The organism is Pseudomonas moraviensis, from assembly GCF_900105805.1.
GTDB classification, from domain to species: domain Bacteria; phylum Pseudomonadota; class Gammaproteobacteria; order Pseudomonadales; family Pseudomonadaceae; genus Aquipseudomonas; species Aquipseudomonas moraviensis_A.
Genome location: NZ_LT629788.1, coordinates 5,049,060 through 5,065,779, shown reverse-complemented (window position 1 = coordinate 5,065,779; position 16,720 = coordinate 5,049,060). Strand labels below are relative to the sequence as shown.

Annotated in this window: 2 protein-coding genes; both read left to right on the top strand. The window is 61.5% G+C overall.

The features are described 5' to 3' along the window. The first annotated feature begins 292 nt into the window (after positions 1-292). The gene (locus BLU71_RS22740; RefSeq protein ID WP_083353938.1) at positions 293-15,931 is read left to right on the top strand and encodes a LapA family giant adhesin; all 15,639 of its coding nucleotides are present in this window, start codon (positions 293-295) and stop codon (positions 15,929-15,931) included. 149 nt (positions 15,932-16,080) lie between these two features. Next, positions 16,081-16,419 carry a hypothetical protein gene (locus BLU71_RS22735; protein WP_042610141.1) on the top strand — a complete coding sequence of 113 codons (339 nt, stop codon included), beginning with the start codon at positions 16,081-16,083 and terminating at the stop codon, positions 16,417-16,419. Positions 16,420-16,720 lie beyond the last annotated feature (301 nt).

Genomic DNA, 16,720 nt, shown 5'->3' with positions numbered 1-16,720 from the left:
CAACCCGAATGACCGTATGTCGGAAAGTTCAAAAGAGGAACTGGATGACACGCTGAAGGACAGGTCGCCGCGGAAATATCAATGTGACATTAGTGGGGCGATTGTTTAGGATGGCTCCCAGAAGGTCAATAGTTTGGCATAAAGTTAATCGCGATAATTTATAGCCAGATTATTGACGGAAATACAGCGTCAATAAGTTATCCATTTATAGAAAGTACGTCCAGACTGAAGTGGCGCCGACGCCCGTCAGGTCCATGGAAGTCAACTGAATGTGACACCCGGAGAGTCTTCAATGAGCAGTGTTGTTGCCGTCGTCAAAAGCATTGTCGGTCAGGTTTTCGTGGTGTCCCCAGAGGGCGTGCGTCGCGTACTCGTTGAAGGCGATCGCCTGTATGTCGGCGATCAGATCGATACCGGTCTGTCCGGCGCAGTGTCGCTGGAACTAACCGATGGCCGCACGCTCGATCTGGGCCGCGACACCCAGTGGAGCGCCAGCGCGCCTGACTCCAGCACTGACCTGGCCGAAGCCACCGCGCAGGCGGCACCTTCTGTTGAAGAACTGCAGCAAGCCATCGCCGCCGGTGTCGACCCGACCACTGCGCTTGAATCCACCGCGGCCGGCCCGACCGCCGCGGGCACCGGTGGTGCTGCCGGTGGCGGCCACAGCTTCGTCATGCTCGACGCCACTGCTGGCCGCGTCGATCCGACCATTGGCTTCCCAACGGCGGGCATCAACGCTGCCGGGCAAGTCGCGCAGGACATCACGGGCGGCCTGACCACCGACACCACCACCAATGCGCTGCGCGATTCGACCCTGAGCCTCAGCGCCACGCCGACCATCACCGAAGCCGGCGGCGTGCTGGTGTACACCGCGACCCTGACCCAGGCACCGCTGACCGACCTGACCATCACCTTGTCCAATGGTGCGGTGATCGTCATTCCGGCCGGCGCCACCACCGGCACTGTCAACGTGCCGATGGCACCGAACGACACGGTCTATAACGACCCGACCCAGATCGACGTGACCGTCACCGGCACCAGCGGCGGCAACGGCATCACCGTAACCCCGCCGACCATCCCGGCGACCACGCAAGTCACCGACACCGTCGACACCACCACCGTGACCTTGACGGCCGGCTCTAACGTCACCGAAGGCGGGCAGATCACTTACACCGCGACATTGACCAACCCGGCGCAGACGCCGGTTACCGTCACCCTGTCGAACGGTTCGACTATCACCATCGGCGCTGGCCAGACTACCGGCACCGTCAACGTGCCGACCCCGCCTAACGACGTCTATAACAACGGCAGTACCGTTACGACGACGATCACCGGGGCTACCGGTGGCAACTTCGAAAACCTGGTGCCGAACCCGACGCCAGCCGTGACCACGATCACCGACTCGGTAGACAACACCGGCCTGACCCTGACCGCGACCAACAACATCGTTGAAGGCGGCCAGATCACTTACACCGCGACCCTGACCAATCCGGCGCAGACGCCGGTAACCGTCACTCTGTCCAACGGTTCGACCATCACCATTGCGGCAGGCGAAACCGTCGGCACCGTCAACGTGCCGACTGCGGCCAATGACGTCTATAACAACGGCAGCACTGTCAGCACCACGATCACCAGTGCAACCGGTGGCAATTTCGAAAATCTGGTGCCGAACCCGACGCCAGCAGTCACTACGATTACCGACTCAGTCGACAACACCGGCCTGACCCTGACCGCGACCAACAACATCGTTGAAGGCGGCCAGATCACTTACACCGCGACCCTGACCAATCCGGCGCAGACGCCGGTAACCGTCACTCTGTCGAACGGTTCGACCATCACCATTGCGGCAGGCGAGACTGTCGGCACCGTCAACGTGCCGACTGCGGCCAATGACGTCTACAACAATGGCAGCACTGTCAGCACCACCATCACCGGGGCTACCGGCGGCAACTTCGAAAACCTGGTGCCGAACCCGACGCCAGCCGTGACCACGATCACCGACTCGGTCGACAACACCGGCCTGACTCTGACCGCGACCAACAACATCGTTGAAGGCGGCCAGATCACTTACACCGCGACATTGACCAACCCGGCTCAAACGCCGGTAACCGTCACTCTGTCCAACGGTTCGACTATTACCATTGCGGCAGGCGAGACTGTCGGCACCGTCAACGTGCCGACTGCGGCCAATGACGTCTACAACAATGGCAGCACTGTCAGCACTACGATTACTGGCGCTACCGGCGGCAACTTCGAAAACCTGGTGCCGAACCCGACGCCAGCCGTGACCACGATCACCGATTCGGTCGACAACACCGGCCTGACCCTGACCGCGACCAACAACATCGTTGAAGGCGGCCAGATCACTTACACCGCGACCCTGACCAACCCGGCGCAAACCCCGGTAACCGTCACTCTGTCGAACGGCTCGACCATCACCATTGCAGCAGGCGAGACTGTCGGCACCGTCAACGTTCCGACAGCGGCCAATGACGTCTACAACAATGGCAGCACTGTCAGCACCACGATCACCAGTGCAACCGGTGGCAACTTCGAAAATCTGGTGCCGAACCCGACGCCAACCGTCACTACGATCACCGATTCGGTCGACAACACCGGCCTGACCCTGACCGCGACCAACAACATCGTCGAAGGCGGCCAGATCACTTACACCGCGACCCTGACCAACCCGGCGCAAACCCCGGTGACCGTCACTCTGTCGAACGGCTCGACCATCACCATTGCAGCAGGCGAGACTGTCGGCACCGTCAACGTGCCGACAGCGGCCAATGACGTCTACAACAATGGCAGCACTGTCAGCACCACGATCACCAGTGCAACCGGTGGCAACTTCGAAAATCTGGTGCCGAACCCGACGCCAGCCGTCACTACGATCACCGATTCGGTCGACAACACCGGCCTGACCCTGACCGCGACCAACAACATCGTCGAAGGCGGCCAGATCACTTACACGGCGACCCTGACCAACCCGGCGCAAACCCCGGTAACCGTCACCCTGTCGAACGGTTCGACCATCACCATTGCGGCCGGCGAAACCGTCGGCACCGTCAACGTGCCGACTGCGGCCAATGACGTCTACAACAATGGCAGCACTGTCAGCACCACCATCACCGGGGCTACCGGTGGCAATTTCGAAAATCTGGTGCCGAACCCGACGCCAGCAGTCACTACGATTACCGACTCAGTCGACAACACCGGCCTGACCCTGACCGCGACCAACAACATCGTTGAAGGCGGCCAGATCACTTACACCGCGACCCTGACCAATCCGGCGCAGACGCCGGTAACCGTCACTCTGTCGAACGGTTCGACCATCACCATTGCGGCAGGCGAGACTGTCGGCACCGTCAACGTGCCGACAGCGGCCAATGACGTCTACACCAATGGCAGCACTGTCAGCACCACGATCACTGGTGCAACCGGTGGCAACTTTGAGAATCTGGTGCCAAGCACCACGCCAGCCGTCACTACGATCACCGATTCGGTCGACAACACCGGCCTGACCCTGACCGCGACCAACAACATCGTTGAAGGCGGCCAGATCACTTACACCGCGACCCTGACCAACCCGGCGCAAACCCCGGTTACCGTCACCCTGTCGAACGGCTCGACCATCACCATTGCGGCTGGCGAGACTGTCGGCACCGTCAACGTGCCGACTGCGGCCAATGACGTCTACAACAATGGCAGCACTGTCAGCACTACGATCACTGGTGCAACCGGTGGCAACTTCGAGAATCTGGTGCCAAGCAATACGCCAGCGGTCACCACCATCACCGACTCGGTCGATGACACTGGCCTGAGCCTCAGCGCCACCGGCACTGTGGCCGAAGGTGGGCAGATCACCTACACCGCCACGCTGACGAATCCGGCTGGCACTCCGGTAACCGTGACCCTGAGCAACGGCTCGGTGATCACCATCGATGCCGGCAAAACCACCGGCACCGTCACCGTTCCAGCGCCTGCCGATGACGTCTACAAAGACGCCGGCCAGGTCGAAGTCAGCATCAAGGACGCCACCGGCGGCAACTTCGAGAATCTGGTGCCGAACACCACCCCGGCGGTGACCGAAATCACCGACACCGTCGATACCTCGACGGTGAAACTGACCGCTGACACCTCGGTTGCCGAAGGCGGAACCGTCACTTACACCGCCAGCGTCGGCGCGCCCGTCACCGGCTCGCCTGTCGTCGTGACGTTGGCGAACGGCCAGAACATCACCATCGCCGTCGGCCAGACCACTGGTTCCATCACCTACACTGCACCGAACGATGCCTTGACCGGCAACGCTCCGCTGACCAACTCGATCACTGGCGTCACCGGCGGTAACTTCGAAAATCTGGTTGCAGATAACACCCCAGTCTCGACCACCGTTACGGATGTTGCCGATACCACCAACCTGTCGCTGAGTGCGACAAACTCGGTGGCCGAGGGTGGCCAGATCACTTACACCGCGACCTTGACCAATGCTGCTGGCTCGCCAGTGACCGTGACCTTGTCCAACGGTGCCGTGATCACTATCAAGCCTGGCGAAACCAGCGGCACTGCGACCGTTCCTGCACCGTCCGATGACGTCTACAAAGACGCCGGTTCCGTCCAGGCGACGATCACCAGCGCCACTGGTGGCAATTTCGAGAACCTGGTGCCAAGCACTGCTCCAGCCGTGACGACAGTCACCGACACCATCGACACTTCGACCGTCAAACTGACGGCTGATACTTCGGTGGCCGAAGGCGGAATCGTCACTTACACCGCGACCGTCGGCGCGCCAGTCACTGGCTCGCCTGTCGTCGTGACTCTGGCCAACGGTCAGAACATCACCATCGCTGTCGGCCAGACCACCGGCAGCGTTACCGCCCCCGTATCGAATGACGTCCAGATCGGTCACGCACCGCTGACCAACTCGATCACTAATGTCAGCGGTGGTAACTACGAAAATCTGGTGGCCGACAAGACCCCGGTCAGCACCACCGTGACGGACACCGTCGACACCACCAGCGTCGCGCTGACTGCCACCGGTAACGTCAACGAAGGCGGGCAGATCACCTACACCGCAACCTTGAGCAACCCTGCCGGCACGCCTGTGACCGTGAATCTGAGCAACGGCTCGGTCATCACCATTGAAGCGGGCAAGACCACCGGCACCGTGACCGTTCCGGCACCTGCCGATGACGTCTACAAAGACGCCGGTAAAGTCGAAGTGACCATCAAGGACGCCACCGGTGGCAATTTCGAAAACCTGGTGCCGAATCCGACGCCAGCGGTGACCAACGTTGCCGACACCGTCAACACCACGCACCTGACCCTCAGTGCCGAGAGCTATGTGCTCGAAGGCGCTTCGATCACTTACACCGCAACGCTGACCAACGCCGCGCAGACCCCGGTCACCGTCAACCTGAGCAATGGCCAGACCATCACCATTGAAGCAGGCAAGACCAGCGGTTCGGTGACGATTGCCGCACCGAGCGATGACGTCTACAAGGACGTCAGCAAGCTCACCGTGACCATGACCGATGCCAGCGGCGGCAACTTCGAAAAGCTCGACGTCAGCAAGACTCCGGTCAGCACCACAGTCAACGATACCGTCGACACAACCGCGCTGACTCTGACTGCCAGCGATACCGTCAGCGAAGGCGGCCAGATCACCTATACCGCGACCCTGAGCAACCCGGCCGGCACCGCCATGACCGTGACCCTGGCCAACGGCGCAGTGATCAATATCGCAGCCGGCGCCACCAGCGGTTCGGTGAATTTCCCGGCACCCGCCAACACCCCATACATCGATGGCAGCAACGTGCGGACGGCAATCGCCAGCCACAGCGGCGGCAATTTCGAGCGCGTCGAGGCCGATCGTTCGGCAGTGGTGACCAAAGTCACCGACGCCGTCGACACCACTGATATCAGCCTGAGCGCTACCGGCAGCGTCGCCGAGGGCGGCTCGATCGTCTACACCGCTACCCTGAGCAATCCGGCCGGCTCCGCCATGACCGTGACCCTGAGCAACGGCGCGGTGATCAGCATTGCCAAAGGCGCGAGCACCGGCAGCGCAACCGTCGCCGCGCCCGCCGATGATGTCTACAAGGACGCCGGCAAGATCGATGCGAGCATCACCAAGACCAGCGGTGGCAACTTTGAAAACCTGGTGGTCGACAAGACCCCGGCAGTCACCAACGTTACTGACACCATCGACAACAGCACTGTTTCGCTGACCGCCAGCGCCAGCGCGGTCGAAGGCGGCGCGGTCGTCTACACCGCTTCGGTGACCGCACCGGTCACCGGTTCGCCGGTAGTCGTCACCCTGTCCAACGGCCAGACCATCACCATTCCGGTCGGCGCCAGCAGCGCCAGCGTCAACTTCACCGCGCCGAACGATGCACAGGCCGGCGGCAACACCTTGAGCGTGAAAATCGATGGCGCCAGCGGTGGCAATTACGAAAATCTCGTGGCCGACCAGACCCCGGCGGTAACCTCGGTGACTGACGTCGCCGACACCACCAGCCTGGCGTTGTCCGCGACCGGCTCTGTGGCCGAGGGCGGTTCGATTGTCTACACCGCGACCCTGAGCAACCCGGCCGGCACGCCGGTTACCGTGAGTCTGAGCAACGGCGCGGTGATCACCATCGAGGCCGGCAAAACCAGCGGCACCGTCACCGTTCCGGCACCTGCCGATGACGTCTACAAAGACGCCGGCAAAGTTGAAGTCACGATCAAGGACGCCACCGGCGGCAACTTCGAAAACCTGGTGCCAAGCACCACGCCAGCGGTCACCGACGTCACCGACACCGTCGATACCTCGACGGTCAAACTGACCGCCACCGAGACAGCGGCCGAGGGCGGCACCGTCACCTACACTGCCACGGTTGGCGCTCCGGTCACCGGTTCGCCTGTGGTCGTGACCCTGGCCAACGGTCAGAACATCACCATCGAAGTCGGCAAGACCAGCGGCAGCGTGAGCACCACCGCGCCGAACGACGTCCTCGCCGGGCACGCGCCACTGACCAACTCGATCACCAATGTCAGCGGCGGCAACTTCGAAAACCTCGTCGCCGACCAGACCCCGGTCAGCACCACCGTGACCGACACCGTCGACACCACCAGTCTGTCGCTCAGCGCCACCGGCGCGGTGAACGAAGGCGGCCAGATCACCTACACCGCAACCCTGAGCAACGCCGCCGGCACACCGGTGACCGTGACCTTGAGCAATGGCGCGACGATCACCATCGAGGCCGGCAAAACCAGCGGCACCGTGACTGTCGATGCGCCGAAAGACGACGTCTACAAAGACGCCGGTTCTGTGCAGGCAACGATCACCAGCGCCACTGGTGGCAACTTCGAAAGCCTGGTTCCAAGCACCACGCCAGCCGTCACTCAAGTCACCGACACCATCGACACTTCGACGGTCAAATTGACCGCTGACACTTCTGTAGCAGAAGGCGGCACCGTCACTTACACCGCAACCGTCGGCGCACCAGTTACTGGTTCGCCTGTGGTCGTGACCCTAGCCAATGGTCAGAACATCACCATCGCTGTAGGCCAGACTTCCGGCACTGCGACCTTCACCGCACCGAACGATGCGCTGACCGGCAACGCTCCGCTGACCAATTCGATTACAGCCGTAACCGGCGGTAATTTCGAAAATCTCGTGGCGGACAAGACTCCAGTCTCGACTGCAGTTACCGATGTTGCCGACACCACCAACCTGTCGCTGAGCGCGACCGGTTCTGTGGCTGAGGGCGGCCAGATTACGTACACCGCGACCTTGACCAACGCAGCAGGCTCGCCTGTGACCGTGACCTTGTCGAACGGCGCTGTCATCACCATCAAAGCAGGCGAAACCAGCGGCACTGCGACCGTTCCGGCACCGTCCGATGACGTCTACAAAGACGCCGGTTCTGTGCAGGCAACGATCACCAGCGCCACTGGTGGCAACTTCGAAAGCCTGGTTCCAAGCACCACGCCAGCCGTCACTCAAGTCACCGACACCATCGACACTTCGACGGTCAAATTGACCGCTGACACTTCTGTAGCAGAAGGCGGCACCGTCACTTACACCGCAACCGTCGGCGCACCAGTTACTGGTTCGCCTGTGGTCGTGACCCTAGCCAATGGTCAGAACATCACCATCGCTGTAGGCCAGACTTCCGGCACTGCGACCTTCACCGCACCGAACGATGCGCTGACCGGCAACGCTCCGCTGACCAACTCGATCACTGGCGTAAGCGGCGGTAATTTCGAGAATCTGGTGGTGGACAAAACCCCGGTTTCGACTTCCGTCACAGACGTTGCCGACACTACAAATCTGTCGCTGAGCGCGACCGGTTCTGTGGCTGAGGGCGGTCAGATTACGTACACCGCGACCTTGACCAACGCCGCAGGCTCGCCTGTGACCGTGACCTTGTCGAACGGCGCTGTCATCACCATCAAAGCAGGCGAAACCAGCGGCACTGCGACCGTTCCGGCACCGTCCGATGACGTCTACAAAGACGCCGGTTCTGTGCAGGCAACGATCACCAGCGCCACCGGTGGCAACTTCGAGAACCTTGTTCCGAGCACTACGCCAGCGATCACTCAAGTCACCGACACCATCGACACCTCGACCGTCAAACTGACGGCTGATACTTCGGTGGCCGAAGGCGGCACTGTGACTTACACCGCAACAGTTGGCGCTCCAGTTACTGGCTCGCCTGTGGTCGTGACCCTAGCGAATGGTCAGAACATCACCATCGCTGTAGGCCAGACTTCCGGCATTGCGACCTTTACCGCACCGAACGATGCGCTGACCGGCAACGCTCCGCTGACCAACTCGATCACTGGCGTAAGCGGCGGTAATTTCGAAAATCTGGTAGCGGACAAAACCCCGGTTTCGACCTCCGTCACAGACGTTGCCGACACTACCAATCTGTCGCTGAGCGCGACCGGTTCTGTGGCTGAGGGCGGTCAGATTACGTACACCGCGACCTTGACCAACGCCGCAGGCTCGCCTGTGACCGTGACCTTGTCGAACGGCGCGGTGATTACCATCAAGGCAGGCGAAACCACTGGCACTGCGACTGTTCCGGCACCGTCCGATGACGTCTACAAAGACGCCGGCTCCGTGCAGGCAACGATCACCGGCGCTACCGGCGGCAATTTCGAGAACCTTGTTCCGAGCACCACGCCAGCGATCACTCAAGTCACTGACACCATCGATACTTCGACGGTCAAATTGACCGCCGATACCTCGGTTGCTGAAGGCGGCACCGTGACTTACACCGCCACGGTCGGTGCGCCAGTAACCGGTTCGCCTGTCGTCGTGACTCTGGCGAATGGTCAGACCATCACCATCGGCGTCGGTCAGACTACTGGCACTGCAACCGCTGTTGCTTCGAACGATGCGCTGACCGGCCACGCGCCGATCACCAATGCGATCACCAACGTCAGCGGTGGCAATTTCGAAAATCTGGTGGCCGACAAGACTCCGGTCAGCACCACCGTGACGGACACCGTCGACACCACCAACCTGTCGCTGTCGGCGACTGGCTCGGTAGCAGAAGGTGGTCAGATCACTTACACCGCGACACTGACCAACGCCGCTGGCTCGCCAGTGACCGTGACCTTGTCGAACGGCGCAGTGATCACCATCAAAGCAGGCGAAACCACCGGCAATGTGACCGTCCCAGCACCGTCCGATGACGTCTACAAAGACGCCGGCTCGGTGCAGGCCACGATCAAAACCGCAACCGGTGGCAGCTTCGAAAACCTGGTACCGAGCACTGCTCCAGCCGTGACGACAGTCACCGACACCATCGATACTTCGACGGTCAAATTGACCGCCGATACCTCGGTTGCTGAAGGCGGCACCGTGACTTACACCGCCACGGTCGGTGCGCCAGTAACCGGTTCGCCTGTCGTCGTGACTCTGGCCAACGGTCAGACCATCACCATCGGCGTCGGTCAGACTACTGGCACTGCAACCGCTGTTGCTTCGAACGATGCACTGTCCGGCCACGCGCCGATCACTAATGCGATCACCAACGTCAGCGGTGGCAATTTCGAAAATCTGGTGGCCGACAAGACTCCGGTCAGCACCACGGTAACCGACACCGTCGACACCACGAATCTGTCTCTGAGCGCGACAGGTTCGGTGGCCGAGGGTGGCTCGATTGTTTACACCGCTACATTGACCAACGCCGCAGGCTCGCCAGTGACCGTGACCTTGTCGAACGGCGCTGTCATCACCATCAAAGCAGGCGAAACCAGCGGCACTGCGACCGTTCCGGCACCGTCCGATGACGTCTACAAAGACGCCGGCTCCGTGCAGGCAACGATCACCAGCGCCACCGGTGGCAACTTCGAGAACCTTGTTCCGAGCACTGCTCCAGCCGTGACGACAGTCACCGACACCATCGACACTTCGACGGTCAAATTGACCGCCGATACCTCGGTAGCTGAAGGCGGCACCGTGACTTACACCGCCACGGTCGGTGCGCCAGTAACCGGTTCGCCAGTGGTCGTGACCCTTGCCAACGGCCAGACCATCACCATCGGCGTCGGTCAAACTACCGGCACTGCAACCGCTGTTGCTTCTAACGACGCGCTGACCGGCCACGCGCCGATCACTAATGCGATCACCAACGTCAGCGGCGGCAACTTCGAAAACCTGGTCGCGGACAAGACTCCGGTCAGCACCACCGTGACCGATACCGTCGACACCACCAATCTGTCGCTGTCGGCGACTGGCTCGGTAGCAGAAGGTGGTCAGATCACTTACACCGCGACACTGACCAACGCCGCTGGCTCGCCAGTGACCGTGACCCTGTCGAACGGCGCAGTGATCACCATCAAGGCTGGTGAAACCAGCGGCAATGTGACCGTTCCAGCTCCGTCCGACGACGTCTACAAAGACGCCGGCTCGGTGCAGGCCACGATCAAAACCGCCACCGGTGGCAGCTTCGAAAACCTGGTACCGAGCAGCACGCCAGCAGTGACCAGCGTCACTGACACGATCGACACCACCACCGTAAAACTGAGCGCAACCGCTGCAACGGCCGAAGGCGGCAACGTCGTCTACACCGCAACCGTCGGCGCACCTGTCACCGGTTCGCCTGTCGTCGTGACGTTGGCCAACGGTCAGAGCATCACCATCGCGGTCGGCCAGACCACCGGCACCGTGACCGCTGTCGCTCCAAACGATGCGCTGACCGGTCAAGCTCCGCTGACCAACTCGATTACCGGCGTGACCGGTGGCAACTTCGAAAATCTGGTCGCCGATAAAACGCCTGTCAGCACCACCGTGACCGACACCGTCGACACCACCAACCTGTCGCTGTCTGCGACTGGCTCGGTGGCCGAAGGTGGCCAGATCACTTACACCGCTACGCTCACCAACCCGGCGGGCTCGCCGGTCACCGTGACCCTGAGCAACGGCGCGGTCATCACCATCAAAGCAGGCGAAACCATCGGCACCGTGAACGTCCCAGCACCGTCCGATGACGTCTACAAAGACGCCGGCTCGGTGCAGGCCACGATCAAAACCGCCACCGGTGGCAGCTTCGAAAACCTGGTACCGAGCAGCACGCCAGCAGTGACCAGCGTCACTGACACGATCGACACCACCACCGTAAAACTGAGCGCAACCGCTGCAACGGCCGAAGGCGGCAACGTCGTCTACACCGCAACCGTCGGCGCACCTGTCACCGGTTCGCCTGTCGTCGTGACGTTGGCCAACGGTCAGAGCATCACCATCGCGGTCGGCCAGACCACCGGCACCGTGACCGCTGTCGCTCCAAACGATGCGCTGACCGGTCAAGCTCCGCTGACCAACTCGATTACCGGCGTGACCGGTGGCAACTTCGAAAATCTGGTCGCCGATAAAACGCCTGTCAGCACCACCGTGACCGACACCGTCGACACCACCAACCTGTCGCTGTCTGCGACTGGCTCGGTGGCCGAAGGTGGCCAGATCACTTACACCGCTACGCTCACCAACCCGGCGGGCTCGCCGGTCACCGTGACCCTGAGCAACGGCGCGGTCATCACCATCAAAGCAGGCGAAACCATCGGCACCGTGAACGTCCCAGCACCGTCCGATGACGTCTACAAAGACGCCGGCTCGGTGCAGGCCACGATCAAAACCGCCACCGGTGGCAGCTTCGAAAACCTGGTACCGAGCAGCACGCCAGCAGTGACCAGCGTCACCGACACTGTCGACACCACTACCGTCAGCATCAGTGGCAGCAGCTCGGTGACCGAGGGCCAGACCGCCAGCTACACCGTCAGCCTCAATCACCCGGCGCAGACCGAAGTGACCCTGAAAATCGTTTACAGCGGCACCGCTGCCGACGGTTCGGACTTCACCGGTGTGTACACCGTGAAGATCCCGGCGGGCGCCAGCAGCGCGCAGTTCAACGTCGCCACCCTCGATGACAAGATCACCGAAGGCACCGAGAACTTCGTCGTCAAGATCGATTCGGCTACCGGCGGCAACTTCGAGAACCTCGCGGTCAGCAGCACCAATGGCAGCGTCAGTACTTCGATCATCGACAACGATGCGCCACCGGTGCTCGATCTGGACGCCAACAACTCCAGCGGCGCGACCGGTGCCGATTACAAAGTGACGTTCACCGAGAACACCCCGGGCGCCGGCGTGTCGATCGCTGATACCGACATCAGCATCACCGACCCGGACAGCACGATGCTCACCGGCGCCACCGTGGTGCTGACCAACCGTCAGGACGGCGATGCACTGAATCTGGGCAACAGCGTCAACGGCATCACCATCAATGCCAACAGCACCAACGGCACGGTGACCCTCACGCTGTCGGGTAACGCGACGCTGGCCGACTACATGCAGGTCATCAAGAACATCAGCTTCACCAACAGCAGCGAAAATCCGAGCACCGTGCCTCGGATCATCACCGTGACGGTGACCGATGGCGGCAACTACTCGAACACCGCGACCACCACGGTCAACGTGGTGGCGGTCAACGATGCACCGGTCGCTGCGCCGAGCAATGTCACCGGCAGCGAAGACACGCCGCTGGTCCTCGGCTGGTCGACCTTTGGCGTCAGCGATGTCGACAGCCCTGCAACCAGCCTCGGGATCAAGATCACTCAGCTGCCGGGCGAGGGCAAACTGCAGTATCTGGAAGGCTCGACCTGGAAAGACGTTGCCAACAATCAGACCTTCAGCAAGGCCGACATCGACGCTGGCAAGTTGCGCTTCCTGCCGGATGCCAACGAGTCGGGCACCAACGGTTACGGCGGCACCGGTCTGGGCAACAATCAGGCGGACTACGCACAGATCAAGTTCCAGCCTACCGATGGCCAGGCGCTGGGCAATACCGGCACGGTGAAGATCGACATCACGCCAGTGACGGATGCGCCGACCGTGGCCGTGGCCGACAACAGCGTGAAATCCACTGGCCTGATCAAAGAAGTCTGGACCGGCCTCTCGGGTCTGGGCACTGACGGCAGCGGCGCGAACTCGACCACCCTGAAAAGCGTGATCGACGCGGCCGGCAAACCGAACTCCAGCGGCAACGTCACCAATGTGCAGTCCGACGGCAGCGTCGCCGCCGGTACGGCGTCGAAGACCTCTGGCCTGATCTACCTGGAAGCCGGCAAGACCTACAGCTTCAGCGGCGTCGCCGATGACAGCCTGCTGATCACCATCGGCGGCAAGAACGTGGCTTCGGGTACCTGGGGCGCGGGCGGTGCGATCAATGGTTCGTTCACCCCGACCACCAGCGGCTACTACACCCTCGACATCTACCACCACAACCAGAGCGGCCCGGGCAGCTACGACGTCAACCTGTCGGTCAACGGCAGCACACCGATCGACCTGAGCAACGCTGGCGTGCCGATCTACACCGGTGTGCAGGACCTGATCAACTCGGGCGTGACGGTGTCCGATCTGCACGGCACCAACGGCGAAGGTTACTACGACGGCTACAAGCTCAACACCGGCGCCGAGGGCACCACGGTGAAGCTGTCGGCGATCAGCACCGCGCTGACCGACACCGACGGCTCGGAAACCCTGAGCGTGAAGATCAGCGGTGCACCGGTCGGTTCGGTGCTCAGCGATGGCGCAGGGCATACCTTCACCGTTACCGCGAGCAATGGCGAAGCCAATGTCACTGGCTGGAACCTCGGCTCTCTGACCGTGACTCCGCCGACCTACTACAACGGTCAATTCAACCTGACCGTGACTTCGACGTCGACCGAACAGGTCGGCGGCTCGGCGAGCAGCACCGCGACCATTCCGGTCACCGTAGTGCCTGCGGTGTACAACGCAGTCACCGCCACCTCGGGTGACGACACCGTCACCGGCACCGACGCCAACGACATCATCGTCGCTGACATCGGCGGCCTGACCGTGGTCCCTGGCACCAACTACAACATCGCGTTCATGGTCGACAGCTCGGGCAGCATGAGCACGTCGTCGCTGAACGCTGCGAAAGACTCGCTGACTTCGGTGTTCAACAGCCTCAAGCAGAGCCTGGGCGGCAGCAACTCCGGCACGGTAAACATCTTCCTGGTGGACTTCGATACCCAGGTCAACAAGTCGGTGTCGGTGAACCTCAACGACCCGAATGCGCTGGCGCAACTCAAAGCCGTGCTGGACTCGATGGGCTCCGGCGGCGGCACCAACTACGAAGACGTGTTCAAGACCACGGCCAACTGGTTCCAGAGTGCCGATGCCGTGGCCAACACCGGGGCGAAGAACCTCACGTACTTCATCACCGACGGCCAGCCGACCTACTACCAGACCGGCGAGCAAGCCAATCCGACGCTGTACGGCAACGTGAAGCTCGATGACGTGGTGAAAACCAGCAACTACAAGCCGGGCGACACCTTCAGCACCTACATCGACAACACCCATGCGTTGACGATCAACAGTGCCGGCACCGTGACTCTGCAGACCTACAGCTCATGGTGGGGCTGGAGCAGCAGCAACCTGGGCACCATCCACGCTCAGGGCGACGGCACTTACGAGCTGTCGAACCTGGCCGGTACCGGCAACAGCACCAACTCGTCGACGACCAGCAACTCGGCCAGCGGCTTCGCCTTGCTCAGCGGGCTGTCGAACGTCGAAGCGATCGGTCTGAACAGCGGCGTCACCCTGGATGACCTGAAACCGTACGATTCGGATAAAACGCCGCAGACCAACATTGATCCGAAAGACCTGGCCAACTCGATCATCGGTCATACCGAAGCCACGATGCCGGGTAACGACACCGTCAACGGCGGCGAAGGCAATGACATCCTGTTCGGCGATCTGGTCAGCTTCAACGGCATTGCCGGCGAGGGTTACCAGGCGATGCAGGCGTTCGTCGCCAGGGAAACCGGCGTCGAGGTCAGCAAAGTCAGCACCAGCAACGTGCACCAGTACATCACCGAACACTACCAGGCATTCGATGTGTCCGGCGCACATGACGGCAACGACACGCTGCTCGGTGGCGCAGGCAATGACATCCTGTTCGGCTCGGGCGGCAACGACCTGCTCGACGGCGGCAAAGGCAATGACATCCTGCTCGGTGGCAGCGGCAAAGACACGCTGATCGGTGGTCAGGGCAACGACATCCTCATCGGCGGTTCCGGTGGTGACACCTTCGTCTGGAAATCGGGCGACACCGGTAACGATGTGATCAAGGATTTCAAAGCCAGCGAAGGCGACCGCATCGACCTGCGCGACCTGTTGCAGGGCGAGACCGGCAGCACGATCGACAACTTCCTGAAAATCACCACGGTCGATGGCACGTCGTCGCTGCAAGTCAGCTCGGCGGGTAAATTCAACTCGGGCGATGCCTCTGCGGCGACGCCGGACGTGACGATCAAACTGGAAGGCAACAATTGGGCGAGCGCCAACCTGCACAACCTGATTGCCGGCAGCGACCCGACCATCAAGGTCGATCACAACAACAGCTGAGGCTGAAACAAAAACGGCCGCCTCCGCTGAGGCGGCCGTCGCGTTTGCGGGCAATGCAGCGGTGACGATTGCATCGTCGCCCCGCATACTGGCGCGCAGTTGGCTATGCTGCTGACAGCATGACGCTGTTCATTTGTGAGGGATGCTCAATGTTCTACGTGCAACGCGATGCGCAAGGCCAGTTGATTCGCGTGGAAGCTGCGGCGTACGCCGAGGCCACGGAAACGCTGCCCGCCGACAACCATGAGATTCAGGCGTGGTACGCCAACGAAGCCGTGGAAAACAGCCTCAGACAGCTCAAGCAGAGCGACTTTGAAATGATTCGGGTGCTCGACGACCTGATTCAGGTGCTGACCCAGAAAGGCGTGATCCGCGTCACCGACCTGCCGGCGGCGGCCCAGGCCAAACTGATGGACCGCACCCAGGCGCGTGAAGCGCTGGGCGGGTTGAGCCAGTTGATCGATGAGGATGAGGGCGGGTTGATCTGATCCAGCCCAGATCAACAGCTTACCCTCACCCCAGCCCTCTCCCGGAGGGAGAGGGAGCCGATCGAGGTGTCTGGCGCTATCCATCGACCTGAGAGATCGAGTCGATCTTGGATTCAGTGGAGCTCTTGCACGTCGGCGTATCTCGTAAATATCCCACGGTCAGTCCCCTCTCCCTCTGAAGAGGGAGCCGATCGAGGTGTCTGGCGCTATCCATCGACCTGAGAGATCGAGTCGATCTTGGATTCAGTGGAGTTCTTGCACGTCGGCGTATCTCGTAAATATCCCACGGTCAGTCCCCTCT